A 19,784-nucleotide genomic window follows, 5' to 3' on the forward strand; every position below is an offset into this window, starting at 1 on the left:
GTTTGCTGTGTTAGCTCTGCTCCATTTTTACCTTCTTTTTTTGCTTAGAGTTTATATCTGTTTTGTTCTACACGTGAAGTGATGGCCGTAATTCTATGCAAGATCGTTGATTTACAAGGGGTAATCCAAAACAAGATTGATAACTCCAATCCGATTCAAATCGTAACCCAAGCCGGTGTTATTAAAGGGAATGGAAATGGGGACCTCAATGCTAAAAGCACAGCTTCAAGAGCCGAAGCATTGCAACTTCTCCTTAACTCTTTAAAGTTAAACTCCAAAGTTAAAACGATGCTTGAACTTTTATAATGAAGTGACAAAGAACAAAAAGCGCCCCGATGCGGTGGGCGCTTTTTTAAACTAACCTCTAACAAAAAGGATAGCCAAGCGTCTAAAGAGTCTTATATCTCAAAGAACAACATCTGTACTTGCCCATTGAGATTGAGGACATTGCTAGGTCAGTAATGAGTTCGAATCGTAGACGTACGAAGAAGATGAAATTCGCGGATGCCACGCCAAGAATCACGAGTTTTTTTACTCGAAATGCATCCGATAGCTCATTTATTTATTGCACCAAAACTACAATATCTGATTGAGCTTGCTTTCAGGCTCTTTACCATTTTCTACACGTTTTATATTCTTTATAAAGAAATCATATCTTTCTTTATGAAATTTCCGACCATCAGGCATTCCTGCTGTATGGGGGGTGAGTATTACATTACCCAGATTACGGAGCTCACTGTCCATAGGAAGCGGTTCAGATTCAAACACATCCAGACATGCGCCTGCAATATCCCCGTTTTTTAATGCATCAATCAAGTCTGTTTCGTTGACAATCCCGCCGCGGGCTGTATTGATAAACAGTGTGGTATTTTTCAATTTCTTGAATACCGCTTTGTTGATCAGTTGTTTGGTTTGCTGATTCAGAGGAATATGTACAGTGACGATGTCCGCTGTGCTTACAAGAGTATCGAAATCCGTCATTCTCACAAAACCATCGGATTGTACATTGGCATTTCTCGCATAAGCCAGCACATTCATATCAAAAACCTTGCAAAACGCAGTTACTTTTTTTCCGATAGCACCCAAACCGATAATCCCAATCGTTTTGCCCTTTAATTCACTCCCTGTATAGTCCAATTGATTTTCATCCATCTTGTTTTTCATGAACGAATCAAGAAACGGTATGTTTTTATAAAAAGACAATATCATTGCCATTACGTGCTCGGCCACTGCCTGTGCATTCACTCCTGCAGCATTAGCGACCCAAATGCCGAGCTGTGTACAGGCAGGAACATCTACATTATCAAATCCCGCACCCGTCTGTACCAATTTTAATTTTTTTGCGGCAGAAAGCAGGCTGTGATCCACTTTAATATGTTCAGGGATGATTACCTGGCAATCTTCAATATGATGCAGCATTTATTGTCCGGGCGGCACAATTACAACATTCCAGTCTTGCGGAAAAAACCTTGCAATATTTGATTTTGAGGTCTCGTTAAAATTGCCAACGATTAGAATCTTCATTGCTGAACCACCTTTCATAACTAATATCATTCTTCGAATAAAACCCGTTAGATAGGCCAATGATCAGGACGAGAACTTCCAGTGAAAAAGGATTTGATCCCTTGTCTTAAAAAATCATTTTAAACATAAAGTAAAATGTTGTAAATCTCAGCTACTTGTGAACGATATTCATTATTTCTATATATTGAAGAGGGAGGCTTTCCTAACACATTTATTAACAGAAGCCAGTGAAAGAACAAATACTAATCGTATGGAAAAGAATTCAGATAAACAATATACTAGCTATAACAGTTTATGGTTGAGGTGAATATTTAATGGATGAAGTCAATGAATCAAAACAAATGGTATTACAATTGGGCGGTGCCTTGAAAAAGTACAGAAAAGAAAAAAATATGAGCTTGGATGACTTAGCGGAATTAACAGGTGTAAGCAAACTTACCTTGGGGAATATCGAACGTGGCGAGACCAATCCAACGTTGGCGATTATATGGAAAATATCAAAAGGCATATCTTTACCGCTATTGGCTTTGTTCAAATCAGAAGACCCTGTTAGTTTGTATCGAGCAGGTGAAGGACTGCGATTTTCTAATGATCAAAAAAATTGGGTCATTGAACCTGTCTTTAAAAGCAACGGTATTGAAATGTGTCGAGCTTACTTACAGCCGAATAGCTCGTATCACCCTGAAGGTCATCATGTGAATACAACTGAAATTGCAACAGTAATGACGGGTTCCATTGAAATTCAAGTCAACGATGAGATTCACACATTGAATCAATATGATACGATCAGTTTTCGTGCAGATTGTCCTCACTCTTATACCAATCACACGAATAGCGAAACAGTGCTCCATATCTCCTTAAAGTATGGTTTCTAAAAATCAAAATTCTACTTATCATACAACTTCGAATTCCATGACGGGAATTCAGAGTTGTATTTTTGTTTTTTAACGATGTAAAAATATATTATATAATATTTATTGTAAATAATAATATATTATAATATACTTTTATTGTCCGCGCGGATATTATTGTCTCTTTTTTTCAATCAGGAGGAAACAAACCATATGTATGAATTCAGAAAGGAGAATTGAAGAATGCCGAACCAACAAAAAGCCGTACCATCCTCTGTAGGATTTATCATTCTCGGCATTATTGTGATTGCAGCTAATTTACGTACGCCCTTGACCTCAGTCGGGCCTTTAGTGGGTCTCATAAGGGATGACGTTCAAATTTCAAATACATTAGCCGGCCTCATAACAACGCTACCCTTGCTTGCCTTTGCTTTATTATCACCTCTGGTACCCAAATTAGGACGAACGTATGGAGTTGAACGCATCATTTTGATTGCACTCATATTTCTGACTGTTGGTATTGTAATACGTTCTTTATCTGGCGCAGCTAATCTGTATATAGGAACTGCAATTCTTGGGTTCGCAATTGCCGTATGTAATGTATTATTGCCCAGTATTATCAAAAGGGATTTCCCAAATAAAATGGGTTCCATGACAGGTCTTTACTCCATTTCAATGAGTTTATGTGGAGCAATCGCATCAGGAATCAGTGTACCGCTAGCCGTGAACGCAGGTCTAAAATGGCAGGGAGCATTGGGAATATGGGGGATTTTAAGCTTCGTATCGATCCTCTGTTGGTTACCCCAATTAAGAAATCAAACGAGACAAACAGCCACGACGAGCCAACAGAAGGACAGCAACGATGTGAATGTTTGGCGATCTGCTCTTGCCTGGCAAGTAACCTTGTTTATGGGTATACAATCAATGGTATTCTATGTGTTGATCGCATGGTTGCCCGAAATTTTAAAGCAACAAGGAATTGATTCCAACCAAGCAGGATGGTACCTCTCGATCATGCAGTTAGCCATGCTTCCATTTACATTTGTTGTTCCCGTTATTGCTGGGCGAATGTCTAGCCAACGTTTGTTAGTGGGCATCACAACCACTTTGCTTTTGACAGGAACGCTCGGACTTCTTTATGGAAGTTCCAATATCATATTGTTGTGGATCATAATACTTGGAATTGGTGGAGGGTTCGCCTTTAGTTTGTCTATGATGTTTTTTGGATTACGTACTGAAAATGCGCATCAAGCAGCAGAACTGTCAGGCATGGCGCAATCGATCGGATATCTTCTTGCCGCAGTTGGTCCTGCCCTTATAGGATATCTGCATGATGCGACAAATAGCTGGAAACTGCCACTTTTCATTCTGCTTGGCGCTTCGGTCTTACTCTTTTTAGTTGGTATAGGAGCAGCAGGAAACCGTATTGTTGGTAAACGATATCGTTACGAGCTGCACGGAAAGGAAGATAAAAATGTTTGAAAACATTATGGTGGCCATTGATCAAGATGAAATAATGAACAAAATCCTCGATGCAACCGTTGAAATAGCCCGCAACAAACCAACTCAAGTTACCTTGATTCATGTCAGCCAGGAATATGTATCGAATGGCATGACATATGTACCAGAGAATTTCCTGGAAGACATATTGAACGAAATGGAGAAAGCGAGTTTGGAACAATTACAACAGGCCAAATCCAAATTAGAATCTGCGGGGATTAACCCGAAAACAATTCATCTTAAGGGAAACCCTGCACATGAAATATTAAAATATGCAAGGGATACTGAGCAGCAACTCATTATTATTGGAAGCCGTGGGCTAAGCGGCATAAAAGAAATAATGCTTGGAAGTGTCAGCCACAAGGTTTCACAGCTGGCAAATTGCCCAGTTCTCATTGTTCATTAACTCCTCTGTACTGCAGAGATGATGTATTGATATACGAACAGGGAACGTACAGCGGCATTCTAGGATTTTGTGTCCTACAATGCCGCTGTTTCTTTTTCCTTTTTGCTGATCAAATGCTGACGCTGAAGATGAATGGAGGGAGACCTGTCGACCATACGGTTGAGTCTTCCTATGCTACCATATGAGATGTTGAAACAAATTCCGCTGGCCTTGACCAAATCAATTTGCGCGATAAATGGAATTCAAATAATTCGAAAGCGATGCGGTATCATTAATAGAGGCCCGCAGTGCGATGTAACCGTCGGGACGAATCAATACGAGTTCATTACTTGCTGCATCGTAAATCCGATAGGTATTCCCTTCGGTATCTATTATTCCTTCCACTTTTTCCGCATGCGATGGAAGGATGCAATGCACATGGAGTTCGTCGTAGGCGAAGTTTTCCAAAGAAAGATGATCTGTACGGTTTACAAAAGCCAAAAGAGTCCAGTGTGAGCCGCGCAACAGGTCAAATACACTTCCTGCAAACCCTGTACCTTGCAGACCCTCGGCATTAGGAGCACGATCCCCGGGCAATGAACGGGTAACATTCCTGCGAGCAGACGGGCGGGTAAGAGAACTTGACCGATAGGAAATGAGAAGCCCACTCGTCAGATCGTCGGATATGGTACTCAACGATTGGGACAACCCTCCGCCTTCAGTCGCCGTTCCTATGACATCTTTCATCTTCTTCGTGCTGTCCTCAAGCACGGCTTGAGCAACAGGGCGACGCTCCTCATCGTAAGTGTCGAGCAAGGCGGTGTCTGCTCCGCGTATGACAGTCGCCAGCTTCCAGCCGAGGTTGTACGCGTCCTGCATCCCTGTATTCATGCCTTGACCGCCGGCCGGCGAATGAACATGAGCAGCATCGCCGGCAAGGAAGACCCGGCCGTTACGGTAACATTCAACCATACGGACATTGACCCGGTAGATGGAAAGCCAGGAAGCTTCCGTGAGCCGAACAAGTCCTGCCCCGGCCCGACGGTCAAACATGGCTTGATACGCCTCTATCGATGGCTGCTCTGGTTCTTCGATGTCTGCCGGAATTGTAGCCTGCAGCTGCCAAATATCGGATTCCGGCAGTGGTGTCACCCCGACCATCCCCTCCGAAGATGTCCAGATATGAATATGATCGCGATCCAACCCTTCCAGTCGTACATCGCCAAGATACCATCGCTCATCATCGTGTGTTTCCCCAACCAGCGGTAAGTGAATAAACTTGCGGATATTGCTTTTGCCCCCGTCAGCGCCGACGACATAACGTGCGCGAATGTGCTCTTCTCCTAGCGGTGTATTCAAGGTTACCGTCACACCATCCACATCCTGTTCAAGCCCTACAGCTTCAACGTCCAACTCGACTTGACCGCCAAGCACCGCATAGCGTTCGCGCAATGCTTTTTCCACATCATACTGAGCAATCCAGACCGGATCACGATAGGGTGTCTCCAGTTTCGCGCTGGCTGCAACGGTAATAGCAGGCTTGTCGACACTCCTGCCATCTTCGGTATAGTAACGAACAGGCAAATCCACAACACCTGTGTCCATAATGTAACGAACGGCCTCCAAATCATCAACAACCTCAAGCGAGCGGGGCTGGATTGCTTTGGCGCGAGACGCTACGTTATATAAGGCGCTTCGTTCAATAATACGATGGTCGACGTTTCGACGGGCAAGGTCGCAGGCAAGTGTAAGACCTGTTGGTCCAGCCCCGACAATGAGAACATCAACAAAAGACTGAGCGGTTTTCATGGATAAATTCCTCCTTGATCATTGATATTGATATGCTGCATTGATTATACTACACCGTGCAGTGTAGTTTGTAAAGTGGAACTCATTTTTGATAGTATACCTGTAGGGGGGAAACATAAGGATGGATAATACGGTAAACAAAAAAATCCGCAAAGGCTCCTTAGATAAACGAGCTAAAATTATTGCGGCAGCACGAGACCTGTTTCTTTCAGATGGGTTTGATCGCTCCAGCGTTGATGCAGTCGCAGCTAAAGCGGGAGTTTCCAAACGGACCGTTTATGATTATTATGGGGACAAACAGAACTTGCTGCTTGCTGTTGTGGAAGAAACCAGTGAGGCGGTTCTGGACATGATCAAGCAAGGGATATCAGACTACCTCTTGGAATTCGAGGATCTGGAGCAGGCCCTCATCTTATTCTGCGAAAAATTTGTAGCTTCTGCGAAGGGTTCGTCCGATTACAGCGCTTTGATGCGTCTGGTTACAATGGAAGCCGCCAACCTGCCAGGATCGTTTTTGGAAAAGCTCGATAACGCAACCGAAGAGGGGATAATCAGGAGGTTTACCGAGTTTGGACAAGCCGGACTGCTCGCTGTGCCAGATCCTGTAATAGCTACAAAGCACTTTGCTGCCTTAACGTTTTTGTTGGTATTTGATCAACCGATAAAAGCAGGCGATTTGGAGGAGGAGCAAACCAAACGTATCATCACAGAAGGCGTACGTGTCTTTCTTTGCGCTTATGGAAAATAGCAGGGAAGAGAAGTGAGGAGATCAGTGTTCCTCTCGGGACAGAAATCATTGAGATGAGATATCAATCGTTCCCCAATATAGCTCTCAAGTATAGTTATCAATAAGCAAATAAACTACATCGAGTGAAATCTCAAAAAATAGTTGATTCATATGTAAAAATATCGAATTTTTAAAACCGTTAATTTTAATATTAACGGTTTTTTGTTGTAATATCGTCGTGGTATTGAGAAATGTCCATAGAAGAATATTTAGCGGGTGTCGAGGGACAAGAACATGGTCCCATTGCCGGTTAGGCGTATCTAATCGTATCTTGCCCTTCAATTCATTCAACTAACAGGCAGGTTAGTTAAATTTAACAAGGGCATAATATCCTCAACGAGGAGGGAATGTCTTTGTTTAAATGGATTATTTCATTGATTTTCATTTTTATATTTTCTGTTGAAATCAACACTAACCAACGCATTGTATCAGCTAAACCTACGTTAGCTTTTTCAAATGTTGAATTGGACAGGCTGAAACTTGTTACAGACTTCAAAATATTTACACCTTCTTCTTTAGATCAAATCTATAGATTGGAAATTAAGGAACCATATCCGTTTATTCCAGGTCAATCCGTTTCAAAAGTTAAACTTCATTTCTTTGATGAATCAGGAAAGACATATTTATTTGGAATTGAAGAACATAAGGCGGTTGAATATAAAATAAACCGAGTTATTACTACTATTGATGTTCATAACCAAACAAGTACAACAAGAACTGTAGTCGAGAATTTTAAGTTTAGTGAACGTGGTGAGAAAATTAACATAAATGGATTTGAAGGGCGTTATGAACCATGGGTTAACCATGTACCAGGTGGATACCTACGATGGGTCCGCAATGATACTTTTATTGAAATTGACAGTGGAGAATTAACTAAAGAGGAAATGATCGCTTTAGCAAAATCAATGAAATGATTCAACTAACAGGAGAACTTTACTTCAATGTCGTGTAGGAGCCGGTCGGTCATAAGAACAGCTGAAGATAATGAAGTCAATTGGAGAAGAAAAAGAGTGCAATTCCGAGATGAAATACGTTGCATTGCTTCTCTTTACGAACGTTATTTTGGAAAATATAAAACGAATGATGCATGGAAGGTATTAATTAGTTGTGTATCTGAAGTTACTGATCCTAGAGTAGTTACCTATGGAGGAGTTTGCGAAACGCAAATACAATTTCCTGTTGATTCATTTTTCTTGATGAATGATCAACAAAAGAAACAAGTGACATTTGATTTGTTAAGAAAAGGGCTTCATAAGGTCATTCCTGAAAAGGGATGGGATTCAGATTCTTTCGAGCAGGCGTTCTCAAAAGTAATTGAAGCAGATATGAGAAACGAATGGATTTGGAGAAAACTAATTTCAAGTCCTGACAGAAGATTAAAAGCAGGTTTATATATTGTGCATGAAGTAACTTTTGTAATGGGTAACTTAATTGTCATTGATAAATCAGATCAAGAAGTTCTTCGTACAGAGGCATTGGGATCGCCCAAACGAATGGGCTTATGCTCAACATCTCGGAAAATTACAATGGGTATCTTTGAATGAAGTTGCTCTTTTCAATAAAGACAATAAGTTGGTTCGGCAAATATCGTTAATGAATAGATGATAAGATTACCCTGCCGTCATTATACTAACGGGAAACGTTAATTCAACAAGATATTACGGCAGCCGATTTTCACGATCAGCTGCCGCTTTCTCTTGAGGTAACGAAGGATAACTTACATCTGTCCGATAACTAGGACTCATGCAACTGTCCTGTCTCCTTGTGCCGCCAATTTATGAATACAATTGACAAGGCAATTAACGTCAGGATCATCCCAAGTATTCGAAATCCTTCGAAGCTGAAGTTATCTCCCATTACAATGCTAATCAGTAAAGAAGAGAGAATGGTTCCCAGGTATCTTGAGGTATTGAATACTCCAGATGCTACACCTATAATTTGTTTTGGTGAACTTCTGAATAAGGCCGCTTGCATAGCAACACTGTTCAACCCGTTACTAATACCGAAAGCAGCTAAAGCCAGACACACACTGATAACCGGTGAAGTCTGATCCAGTGTCGTGATCCACACGGACCCCAATGTCATCAGCATTCCGGACATAAGCAATGCTGGCCTGGGTCCTGATTTATCGATCCATCGACCTGCTATTGGAGAAGCAATGAGCGAGCACAATCCTAAGCTTAGCATGAGCATCCCTGTATGGAACTCGCTGACATGACGTACGATTTGCAAGTAGGATGGAAGCCCGAAAAAGAGAGAGTAAAAAAGCAGGTTAACGATCATGAATTCGACATTGATCCAAGTCATTGCAGGATATTTTGCGAATGTGCGTAAAGGAATGAAGGGTGCCTTCGCTTTTAACTCATGTCGCACGAAAGCTGCAAGTCCAACGAAGCCAATCAGTCCGACAATAACGTTATTAAATGAAATCTGACCAGATGATTTTGCGGACAATAATCCAACGAGCAGAGCAACGAGACCCACGGTGAATAGTAGAACTCCTGATGCATCAATCAAATCAAACCATTTGCGAAAGGACATGTTGCGAGCAACGGATGTCGTAGACGGATCATCCTTAGGAATATGCCTCCAAGCTAATAAAAAGCTTGTTACCACGAAAGGAATATTAACCAAAAAGATAGCAGGCCAGCCCCACCAGTGAATGATGACCCCGCCAATAAAGGGGCCAATTGCTGCCGCTCCGGATAGGAATATGGACAACATTGACAGTGCAGTTGCTTGTTTCTCCGTAATATGAATTCGCACAATGGCCATTCCAACCGCAACCATCATGCTTGTTCCGATGGATTGCACAATGCGGAATACGATGAGCCATCCAAAGTTTGGGGATAGTGGAGCTAATAATGATGCAGCGAAGGATACAACAAGTCCGCTAAGAAATATCCTCCTCCTACCGAATAAATCGCTGGCTTTTCCCATGATCGGTTGAGCGATAGCGCTCGCAATATAGAACGAAAAAATAATCCAGGATACCACTGTAAAGTCGAGATGGAACACATTTTGCAGCTTTGGAATAGCAACTGAAACCATTGAAGAATTCAATGGGTTCAATAGAATCCCTAGTCCAACGGCAATCATCAACCACCTACTGCGAATACTCATTTCAATCCCCCACTCTGTATATTTGTGTCATCATCGTACTTGAAATCATTTATTTATTCCAATGCATTTTATGTTATGATTTCATTGACTCAAGGGAATGAGGGGAGGGTGTGAAATGGAACTTCTACAACTGAAATATTTTCTCGAGGTAGCTCGTTTGGAACATATGACCGAAGCAGCACGAAGTCTGCATGTCACTCAATCATCACTAAGCAAAACGATTGGGCGCTTAGAGGAGGATTTGGGGGTCCCTTTATTCGATCGAGTAGGTAGGAAACTGCGATTGAATGAGTTTGGAAGCAGATTCTATCGCCGTGCAGAAAGAGCGTTGTTTGAATTGGAACAGGGGAAGCAGGAGATTAGCGATTTGTCCAGCCCAGAACATGGCACACTCGAATTGGCGGTGACCACCGCAAGCACATTGCCTCAGATCCTTCGAGAGTTTCGAAACAAGCGACCTGATATCCTATTTCATGTGCAAATGCTAACCACACAGGAAATGGTTACGCTTCTTTATAGAGGAGAGGTTGATTTTTGCTTGTCCTCACCTCCTATACGAGGGGAGGACATTGAATGTCAAATCATGTTCGTCGACCCGATTCTTGTAGCTGTTCCCAAAGGGCATCGGCTTGCTGACCGAAACAGCATATCTTTGACTGAGCTAAGGGATGAATCTTTTGTTGGGGTAAAAAGAGGCTACGGTACTCGCGATCTGGTGGATTCTATATGCAAATCGGCTGGATTTATACCTACATATGTGTATGAAGGCGATGAACCTGCAAGGCTAAGCTCTCTAGTGGAAGCAGGGATTGGCATAGCCTTTATACCAAGTACAGCAAGGTATTCTGGGGAACATATCAAATATCTCAAAGTAGAGAATCATGAGTTGGTACGGGAGATCGCTTTGTTATGGCACAGGAGTCGGTACATATCGCAGGCTGCTCTCGAATTCCGTGAGGTAGTTGTGGAATACTTCGGGTCGATATCCAAACAGACCCTTTGATTATCCGACAACTAATACCCTCTCTAAATATCCGTTTATTCGCTGAGGGGAAAAGAAAATGTTGAAGGACAAGAACATGGTCCCACCCAAGTCGCTATTTTAGCGGCTTTTTTATTTTATCGGTACAAGCTCTTGCCCAAGAGTTTGTTTAGAGCTTTGTGTTAGGGAGGATGTTTCAAAAGAATTTAAGCCAACATTACTACGAACTTAAAAGTGAGAAATGGGCTGTTTTGTGGAATCAGTGGAGTTAGGGGTAAACAGAACTGCTTCTAGAGTGGAACCATTTGCTCCAGAGCTGAACATCGACTTTAGACACATCTTGGGAAGTCCATATATTCACCTCAATTCAAGATGTGCTTGATTAAAGTTCAGCAAGAATTCCGTTTTTGGCAAACTTGCCAGGAGAAGTCCCCACCTGCTTGGTGAAGCTGCGAATGAAATTGGCATAGTCTCCAAAACCCGACTGATAACACGCCTCCGTTATACTCATGCCCTCAGTCAAATACTGTTTAGACAGCTCGATGCGCCGATTCAGAATGTATGATCGAATCGTGAGTCCGGTATGCTTCTTGAATTGTCGACTAATTTTGCTGCTGTTCGTGTATAACACCTCTGACAAATGCTCAAGCGTCAGTTCCCTCACCAAATTGCATTCAATATAATCCATCGTTTTCCGAACCAGTTCGGGCATAATGTCCGTTGGGACGAATTCCGTTTGTTGAAAAGCAAGATTCGTTATGACCAATAGTTGCGCAATCACATTGTTTCTAAGGATATCTGCGCCATAATCATTAGAAGAGAGAATATACTCAAGTTCACTCGTTAATTGCAGCACTTGTTGCAGTTGTTCCTCCTCCAAATGCACGATATTGCCCTTGCCCTTAGGACGATAGTCAAAACATGCTGACAAGTTGGTCGTTGGGGTGGACAGGCGATTTATATATGACTTTTTCAAATTTATCGTAATTCGCTCGTATTCATTATTGTCCAGCGCAAAGGAACGGTGCATCTCCTGCGGGCTGAGAACAAGCAGATCGCCTTGCTGCAGATGATAACAGCGATTCTCAATATAGAAATTCACATGTCCCCGTAGGAACAAATAAAGCTCATACGCATTATGACGGTGATAGAATGTACCCATGTTGTAGGTGGTAATACGATGAAGATACAATAGATCAGTCTGAATGGGATCGAACAGGTATTCCAGAGATTCATCCATATAACGTACCTCCTTGTTATTTCGCGCAATAATTATAATGATTTATGCAATGAAATTGCACAGCTGAACCTTTAAAATGTAACCATCCTAGCATTTGGGATTAAAATTTGCAAGCGTTTTCTAAATGAGCACCTTACAACGCGATTGGAGGAAATAATGGAGCTGATTTTCACGGCACGAAGCCGAGTACAGGAGAACGTAGAGTATACATCATTGACCGAGCATGACCTGAAGGCTGACGTACATATAGAAGGCGGGACGGGAAGTGCAGAGGACCCTTGGCAAGCCCGTATATGTATCTGCAATGAAGGTGATACCCACTGGGCCGGAGTTATTCATGTAGAGCTGCCGTTTGACAATCAGAATCCGAGGTTCTTTTTGCCTGCTTTTATGTATGGGCGTAATCGGGGTGAAGCCCCGCAAAATGTCCCTAATGAATTTCCAAGAATCAGGGAGGGAAATCCGTCCCGCCCTTCATCCCCATGGTGGATGGTCCGAAGTGATCGCCTATCTCACCCGACCGCACTTGTCTATGATACAGGCCAGATATTTGGTTTAAGCGCAAGTCCTTATTGGATCAACACAGGAAGGCAGAAGCAGCAGTGGTATCCAGGGATGAAGGGAACGTTTGTAAAATACGGAGGATTCACTTGTTCCATTGAAAAAGGGACGGTCGGATACACGTTGGGATATGAGAATGCTCCCTTGCTGTTTATCAAATCAAGACTAGTTCATGAGCGAGCTCCCCTCGGGGAGAATTGCTTCGAATTGGAGGCAGGGGAGTCGATTGGACTCGTCCTTGAGCTGTACCACTATGAGTCCGCATCGGAGCTTGGTATCAATTCCGCGATGGAGTCGATCTATGATCGCTATCACGAGCAGCCAAGAGAAGGAAGCAACATTCGGACAACGGTATCGGATCTATCCAATGCCATCCACGAATATGCCTGGCTTCCAGAAGATCGTCATTACTCCACGTTTGTATATGAAGACACTGCCACCGGAAATTTCCGTTTCAACAAAATTATCTCGATCAGTTGGACCAATGGCATGACTATAGCTGCACCGATGCTGCTGGCTGCACTTCGTCTGAATAATGAGTCCATGCGGCAGCAGGCATTGTCCTGCATTACGAATATTATCGAACATGCCATGAATCCTGAATCCGGTCTACCTTATGATGCCTATCAGGACGGCAAATGGAGCATTAAAGGATGGTGGTTCGACGGGATGCGTACGCCTGGGCATTCTTCCTACCTGGTCGCGCAGGCGATGTTCTATATTCTCAAGTGTTACGATTATGAGAAGCGCATTCGTAATCACAGGCACGATGACTGGTTCGGTTATGTCAAGCAGGTGCTTGAACGACTCGAGTGTACAAAAAATACGGATGGAGAATATCCTACTATTTTGTCCGAGCGAACAGGAGCAGGTCTTGAATATGATGCCTTTAGTGGAGTCTGGTGTCTTGCGGCCATGGCATATTACAGTTGGCTAACTCAAGATCTAACCTCTCTGGATGAACTGAGACGAAGTGAAGCCCATTATTATGGAACCTATGTCAAACATATGGAATGTTACGGTACTCCGCTCGATGCGGATAAGGCGGTTGATTCGGAAGGCATTCTGGCTTACATCAAGGCTGTTCGGTTTCTACACGCATTGACAGGGGATGATCTGTTTCTCGACCACATGAGAGATGCAATCAGCTATGAGTTCAGTTTCAAATTTTGTTACAACTCACCTGTCAAGATTCCGCCGCTCAGTACATTAAATTGGTCCAGTTCCGGAGGAAGTGTTACTTCCGTAGCTAATCCGCACATTCACCCCATGTCCAGTAACCTGGTGGACGAGTTATTATACTATGTGCAGCAGCGGGAAGATTCTTATGTACGTCAGCGGATGATGGATACGATCGGTTGGGGCTGCCAGACCTACAATCGCTATGATCAGGAATTCGGATATGGCAAAAAAGGATGGATGTCCGAACGGTTCTGTCACTCGGAAGGGTTGGTCACCGAAAAGTATGCGGATGGCTCACCAGCCAGCACCTGGTTTTGCCTGATGCCTTGGGCCAGCGGATCGATCATCGAAGGACTTGCTGGCGATTACTGGCATTATGCAGACGATGGAGTCAAGCATACATCTCATGCAGCCGCAGAGCATGAGTGAATTCATTGGGCCCAGAAAAGGCCATGTACAAGTCGTTGATTCTAAGTGAATCAGCGACTTTTTTTCGCAAGCTCATCATCTCATTGTCTTTTCGCGCAATAAATATAACGATCTGTGCAATGAACTTGCAAGGGGGAACCTATAAAATGGTAGCATTCTTACATATTTAAACAGAATTATGTAAACGATTTCCAGGCGTAGGTATGCGAAGCCATTGGCCGTGCCCATCAAGAAGAACTTACAGCATGAAATATACTGGATTCCGCCGATAGGAGTACATGCTTCCGGCGGTTTATTTTCGTTTGAAGAAAGGGGTCGAAAGGATGTTAAAAGTAATTTTGGTCGATGACGAGATTTTTGTTCGAAAGGGGATGCATGAACTCATTAACTGGGATGAGCTTCATATGGAGATTATCGGAGAAGCAGAGAACGGACTGGAGGCACTGAAGATGGTGGAATGCTTGCAACCTGACGTAGTCATTACGGATATTCGGATGCCAATCCTGGATGGACTGGAACTTATACGTGCCGTAGAGAAATTGCCACATCTGGAACCGGTGTTCATTATCATTAGTGGTTATCATGACTTCAAATATGCACAGCAGGCCATCCGGTATGGAGTTCATGACTATATTCTGAAACCTGTGGATGATGAAGAAATGACAGCAACATTGTTGAAGTCGGCTAACCGGATAAGCAATAAAAGAAAACATCTCCTCCTGCCTGAAGAACAGGCCAGCAATCTCATACTGGAGGACATGATCAAAGGTCAAGTACGGAAGGAAGATGAGCATCGGTATGCCGAGGTTCTCGGAATCCAGTGTACGTCCAGTCTGCTCGTTGCTCTGCTTGAACTTCAGAAGGGATTAGCAGAAAGAAAGGTTACCATAGAGGAGCTACGTGCAGCAGTGCAGTGTCTGGAGGTCGATTTATCCAATATATTCGTCATTGAGCAACAGAGCAGCAGATTTGCCTTACTGTTGTTGTGGCATGAACATGATCAGGAAGACTCTACGATACGGGATAAGCTGCATGATATTCATATGAAACTGAGCAAGCGGCTTAATCTGGACATTGGGCTTTACGCTGGAACCCTTGTAAAAAAAATAGGCGACGTCCCGCAATCCAATCAGGAGGCAAAAGAAGCAGCCAGACATAAATTTGCAGAAGAGGGTGGTGTCGTGCAGTATACGGAGATCAAGGATAAACCGCTGTACGTTTTCAATGTATATCAGGACGAGGTAGATCAATTAATCTTGAGCTTGGAAGAAGGGAATCGGCCTGCTTACCATAAGATTGTAGAGGATAAGTTCAAATTGTTTCAAGTAAATCGATTCTCACCTCAGGCTGTAACTGGGTCTCTTATGCGCTCTATAACGGGCATATTGGCTGTGGCCAAAGAAATGGGTGGTAATGATCAAGGTTTGCAGCAACTTAAAGAGTTGGCGGAACAAGGTCATGACGGCTGGAATCTGCGTTTATTGAAGAATGCTTTTCTACATGCACTCGAGGAAGCCGAGAGTTATATCTCTCTTTTACGAAGTGAGCAGTCCAAAGGGGATATACACAAGATCAAGCGATATATTGATACACATTATACCGAAAACATCAGCCTCAAAAGCATTGCTGCGCTGTTTTATATGAATCCCGTCTATCTTGGACGATTATTTCGCAAAAGCTACAACCTTTATTTTAATGAGTATCTGCTCAGCCTGCGCATCCAGGAAGCGAAGAAATTGTTGCGCCAGACGGACCTGAGAATGTACGAGGTCGCTGCACGTGTAGGATTTCAGAATGCGGATTATTTTGTAACGCAGTTTGAGAAGCTTGTTACGTTTTCTCCTACAGAATATCGTAATCGGATTAAAAAAAATGACCAGCGAGGTGCACGATGAAACGATGGAACCTGAATTATATGAAGCTTCGGGACAAGCTGCTGCTCATGTACGTCCTTTCCGTGTTCATCCCTATCGTCGTCACCAATGTGGTGTTCTACAACGTGACAACGAATAATATCCGCAGTCAGAAAACCCGTGATGCCGGCATGACCTTAAACAATCTGAAGAACGACCTGCGTGCAACCATTGATCAGGGTGTTGGCTTGACCCATTCGTTATATGCTGATCCTGTGTTCAATGATACACTCTCCCGACAGTTTCAAAGTCATTTCGAGTATATCGCTGCCTATAATTCGTATCTAAAAGGGGAATTCTCCGGTCAGTTGAGTGAGGGAATTCGCTGGTACCAAGTATATACGGATAATCCGACCATTTTATCGTCCGGTTATATTGAACATTTAAATGATACCATTCGAAGCTCCAACTGGTATGTCCAGTTTCAGGCATACTCCGCGCCTTACCCTGCACTGATTGCAGCGGATCAGATGTTAAGTCTGATTCAACGATTGGACAATTTTGATACCGGTAATATAGAGCAGCTGCTCAAAATTGACCTGAACATGGATTTGATCAAAGAACACTTTCACAACAGTGGCTTTGACGGAAACGTGTATTTGCTTGATCCGCAAGGGTACATCCAGCTCTCAAATGATCCGACAGCCCAGATAGGGAAACGTTACAGCGAGATCCGGTTTCCGAACAAAACGATTCCGTTTGAACTGACGTATACAGGCATTAACTATCTTGAGGGCTGGTCGTTGCAAGGGGTTATGGAGGAAGAGATTGTATTAAAGGAGGTTCGCAAGTCCCGTTCCTTTGTCGTATGGCTTGCTTGCATTAATTTTGTCTTGCCTACCGTCATTATCGCTGCCATGTCCAGATCCATTCATGTCAGACTGGTACGGATTCTTAAACATATGAAAAAAGTAAAAACACAGAATTTTCAGACCATTCCCCCTGAAGACGCAAGAGATGAGATTGGTCAGCTCACGATGGAATTCAACCGAATGACCGAGACGATCCATAACCTGATCCATGAGGTATATCTGACGGACATTCAGAAGAAAGACTTGGAGTTAAAACAACAGCAAGCACAGCTTCATGCGCTCCATAGTCAAATCAATCCGCATTTTCTGTTTAATACCCTCGAATCGGTACGGATGCGTAGTCTCATCAAAGGCGAGAAGGAGACTGCCAAAATTGTGCACAACATGGCCAAAATGTTTCGAAAATCAATCAGCTGGAACCAGAATGAAGTGACGGTAAAGGAAGAATTGGAACTCATTGAGAGTTTTTTGCAGATTCAGAAATACCGCTTTGGTGATAAGCTCCAGTACAGCATTGAAGCAGATTCTGTGGCACGGAAGTACCTAATCCCCAAAATGGTTATCCTTCCATTTGTTGAGAATGCAAGTATTCATGGCATTGAATCATCTCCAGAGGTAGGCGTAATTCAAATATTCGTTTCTATTGAACAGGACCAGCTCCATATCAGACTAAGGGATAACGGCATAGGTATGTCTCCAGCCAGATTGGAAGAGCTGCAGAGCTACCTGGCTCAGGACACGGATATAGGAGAGCATGTCGGCATGAAGAATGCATATAGTCGCTTAAAGTTATGCTACCAGGATCGCTTTTCTTTCGAAATCCAGTCATGGGAAGGAGAAGGAACACATATCCAGATCAGGCTCCCGCTTGATCAAGGGGCACTGCAAGAGGATTGAAGCGAAGGATATACTTTTCAAAGCAAAAGGTACATTTTCATGGGTAACGTTGAAAGCGCTATCTTGATATATTGAGAAGGCTTACAAACGAAAAGTATACGTAAAGGGGGCATTTGCTACATGTTTGGAAAAAAAGCCTTTGTAACAAGCCTAGTAATCTTACTCGCTGTAACGCTGGCAGGTTGCAATAAAGCCGGCCCGGAATCAACTTCTCCTGACAGCAATGATAACACCCCAGTCACCTTCAAATATTTCACGTTTGGGGGAGGCAAGAAGGACATTCTCGCAAGCAGTACGACTATTGGCAAGAAGCTACAGGAACAAACAGGCGTTGACTGGAAGATGGAATATCTGGTCGGCGACGGTGCAACCAAGGCAGGCGTAATGATTGCGAGTGGAGATTACCCTGACATTATTGACTCCAGCGGAGAAATGGCCAAGTTAATGGATGCAGGGTCCTTTATCCCGCTGGATGAACTGATCGAACAATACGGGCCTAATATCAAGCGAGTATACGGTCCTTATATGGACAAATTCAGACAGGAAGATGGGAAGATTTATTTCTTACCGTACACTGCAAACATCGGTTATGTGTCAGAGCCTAACTTCCAGACCGGCTTCTATATTCAGCGTGCTGTGCTGAAAGAGTTTAACTACCCCAAGATCAAAACGCTGGACGAATATTTTGACTTGATTAAGCAATATAAGCAAAAGTATCCGCAGATCGATGGGAAGGAGACTATCGGCTTCGCGACTCTTGCGGGTGAATCAGGCAGCTTCTTCACCCTGCTAAATCCCGCCATGCATCTGGCTGGTTATCCTAACGATGGCAGTGTGATGGTGGATATGCAGAGCCATGAAGCCAAACTGGTAGCCGGCTCTGATTATCAGAAACAATGGATTCAAAAGCTAAGCGAGGTTAACGCACAGGGGATGTTCGACCCGGAATCCTTCACAATGAACCAGGATCAGTATCTCGCCAAATTGACGTCAGGTCGGGTGCTGGGATATTTCAGTTATTCCTGGCAGGTTGGAGATGCAACGAACAACCTGAAGAAGGCCGGTATTGACGATAAGCGTTACGTGTCGCTGCCCATCGTGTTTGACAACAATGTCAAAGACCAGTATCTCGACCCACCGGGCTTTGTGAACAACTATGGTGTCGGAATTACCGTAAGTGCCAAGGATCCGGTGCGGATTGTTAAATATTTTGATAACCTGCTCAAGGAAGAAAACCAAATTCTGGTTCAATGGGGCATTGAGGGTGAGACGTATAGTGTTAATGAAGAAGGCCGTTTTTATTTCAAAAATGATGACCAACGCAAAGCACATGAAGATCCGGAATTAAGCCGGAAGTTCGGCTTTGACTACTTCAACTATAGTTGGCCTCGTTACGGCAATAACTCCATACTGGAGGATGGCAATGCCTATGGCCCAGGCAATCAACCAGAGGTGGCTACCTTTAGTTACACGGATGGTGACAAGGTGTTGTTAGAGAAATATGGCGTGGAGACATTTTCGGAATTATTCAGCACACCGGATGAGCGTCCTTGGTCTCCTGCTTGGTCCATTGCACTGGAGCAGGGTTCTCCTGAACAGATTTTCATCACGAAGGCGGAAGATCTGCAAAAGAAATATTTGCCCAAAATGATTATGGACTCACCTTCCACTTTCGAGAACACATGGAACGAATATATGAGTCAAATGAATCAATTGGACAAGAAAAGATATGAAGAAACGATAACACAGGCCGTGAAGGATCGTGTAGCAGGAAAATGGTGAGGCAAGT

The 19,784-nt window shown here is 43.3% G+C and carries 16 protein-coding genes; 12 read left to right on the forward strand and 4 right to left on the reverse strand.

The window, feature by feature from the left end:
• The first annotated feature begins 81 nt into the window (after window positions 1-81).
• A complete protein-coding gene (locus CHI14_RS30790; RefSeq protein WP_095286904.1) occupies window positions 82-306 on the forward strand; it encodes an S-layer homology domain-containing protein in 225 nt (74 codons plus the stop codon).
• 270 nt (window positions 307-576) lie between these two features.
• On the opposite strand, the gene CHI14_RS02785 is transcribed toward CHI14_RS30790, so the two are convergent.
• Entirely contained in the window at window positions 577-1,419 is an 843-nt protein-coding gene (locus CHI14_RS02785; protein ID WP_249280979.1) for an NAD(P)-dependent oxidoreductase, read from the reverse strand.
• A 419-nt stretch (window positions 1,420-1,838) separates the two neighbouring features.
• Between CHI14_RS02785 and CHI14_RS02790 the strand changes: the two genes are divergently transcribed.
• The 3 genes from CHI14_RS02790 to CHI14_RS02800 all read left to right on the forward strand — a co-directional run bounded on the left by CHI14_RS02790 (window position 1,839) and on the right by CHI14_RS02800 (window position 4,281).
• Window positions 1,839-2,399, forward strand: coding sequence for a helix-turn-helix domain-containing protein (locus CHI14_RS02790; protein ID WP_095286905.1), 561 nt, complete (start codon window positions 1,839-1,841; stop codon window positions 2,397-2,399).
• Between the two features lie 219 nt (window positions 2,400-2,618).
• Entirely contained in the window at window positions 2,619-3,857 is a 1,239-nt protein-coding gene (locus CHI14_RS02795; protein WP_095286906.1) for a CynX/NimT family MFS transporter, read from the forward strand.
• Window positions 3,850-4,281 carry a universal stress protein gene (locus tag CHI14_RS02800; RefSeq protein ID WP_095286907.1) on the forward strand — a complete coding sequence of 144 codons (432 nt, stop codon included), beginning with the start codon at window positions 3,850-3,852 and terminating at the stop codon, window positions 4,279-4,281. Before CHI14_RS02795 ends, CHI14_RS02800 begins: the two co-directional genes overlap by 8 nt.
• A gap of 219 nt (window positions 4,282-4,500) precedes the next feature.
• Here CHI14_RS02800 and CHI14_RS02805 read toward each other — a convergent pair whose 3' ends face one another.
• Window positions 4,501-6,069, reverse strand: a complete 1,569-nt coding sequence (locus CHI14_RS02805; RefSeq protein ID WP_095286908.1) for an FAD-dependent monooxygenase — start codon at window positions 6,067-6,069, stop codon at window positions 4,501-4,503.
• Window positions 6,070-6,190: 121 nt separating this feature from the next.
• On the opposite strand from CHI14_RS02805, the gene CHI14_RS02810 reads away from it, so the two are divergent.
• The 3 genes from CHI14_RS02810 to CHI14_RS02820 all read left to right on the forward strand — a co-directional run bounded on the left by CHI14_RS02810 (window position 6,191) and on the right by CHI14_RS02820 (window position 8,400).
• Window positions 6,191-6,817 (forward strand): TetR/AcrR family transcriptional regulator, encoded by a 627-nt coding sequence (locus tag CHI14_RS02810; RefSeq protein WP_095286909.1) that lies wholly within the window; start codon window positions 6,191-6,193, stop codon window positions 6,815-6,817.
• Window positions 6,818-7,209: 392 nt separating this feature from the next.
• A complete protein-coding gene (locus CHI14_RS02815; protein WP_170947996.1) occupies window positions 7,210-7,770 on the forward strand; it encodes a DUF4367 domain-containing protein in 561 nt (186 codons plus the stop codon).
• 96 nt (window positions 7,771-7,866) lie between these two features.
• A complete protein-coding gene (locus CHI14_RS02820) occupies window positions 7,867-8,400 on the forward strand; it encodes a hypothetical protein (RefSeq protein ID WP_141236630.1) in 534 nt (177 codons plus the stop codon).
• A 190-nt stretch (window positions 8,401-8,590) separates the two neighbouring features.
• Here CHI14_RS02820 and CHI14_RS02825 read toward each other — a convergent pair whose 3' ends face one another.
• Window positions 8,591-9,979 (reverse strand): MFS transporter, encoded by a 1,389-nt coding sequence (locus CHI14_RS02825; protein ID WP_095286912.1) that lies wholly within the window; start codon window positions 9,977-9,979, stop codon window positions 8,591-8,593.
• 115 nt (window positions 9,980-10,094) lie between these two features.
• On the opposite strand from CHI14_RS02825, the gene CHI14_RS02830 reads away from it, so the two are divergent.
• On the forward strand, window positions 10,095-10,982 hold the full coding sequence (locus CHI14_RS02830) for a LysR family transcriptional regulator (RefSeq protein ID WP_095286913.1): 888 nt from the start codon (window positions 10,095-10,097) through the stop codon (window positions 10,980-10,982).
• Window positions 10,983-11,343: 361 nt separating this feature from the next.
• Here CHI14_RS02830 and CHI14_RS02835 read toward each other — a convergent pair whose 3' ends face one another.
• On the reverse strand, window positions 11,344-12,201 hold the full coding sequence (locus tag CHI14_RS02835; protein ID WP_095286914.1) for an AraC family transcriptional regulator: 858 nt from the start codon (window positions 12,199-12,201) through the stop codon (window positions 11,344-11,346).
• 156 nt (window positions 12,202-12,357) lie between these two features.
• Here CHI14_RS02835 and CHI14_RS02840 point away from each other — a divergent pair, with 156 nt between their 5' ends.
• The 4 genes from CHI14_RS02840 to CHI14_RS02855 all read left to right on the forward strand — a co-directional run bounded on the left by CHI14_RS02840 (window position 12,358) and on the right by CHI14_RS02855 (window position 19,777).
• Window positions 12,358-14,373: a hypothetical protein gene (locus tag CHI14_RS02840; protein ID WP_095286915.1), complete on the forward strand. Its 2,016-nt coding sequence runs from the start codon at window positions 12,358-12,360 to the stop codon at window positions 14,371-14,373.
• A gap of 323 nt (window positions 14,374-14,696) precedes the next feature.
• Complete coding sequence (locus CHI14_RS02845; RefSeq protein WP_170947997.1) at window positions 14,697-16,268, forward strand: response regulator; 1,572 nt, start codon at window positions 14,697-14,699, stop codon at window positions 16,266-16,268.
• Window positions 16,265-17,995 (forward strand): sensor histidine kinase, encoded by a 1,731-nt coding sequence (locus CHI14_RS02850; RefSeq protein WP_095286917.1) that lies wholly within the window; start codon window positions 16,265-16,267, stop codon window positions 17,993-17,995. The genes CHI14_RS02845 and CHI14_RS02850 overlap by 4 nt, the downstream gene beginning before the upstream one ends.
• 120 nt (window positions 17,996-18,115) lie before the next feature.
• A complete protein-coding gene (locus tag CHI14_RS02855; RefSeq protein WP_095286918.1) occupies window positions 18,116-19,777 on the forward strand; it encodes an ABC transporter substrate-binding protein in 1,662 nt (553 codons plus the stop codon).
• Window positions 19,778-19,784 lie beyond the last annotated feature (7 nt).

The sequence above is a fragment of the Paenibacillus sp. 7516 genome (assembly GCF_002272715.1).
GTDB classification, from domain to species: Bacteria; Bacillota; Bacilli; order Paenibacillales; family Paenibacillaceae; genus Paenibacillus; species Paenibacillus illinoisensis_A.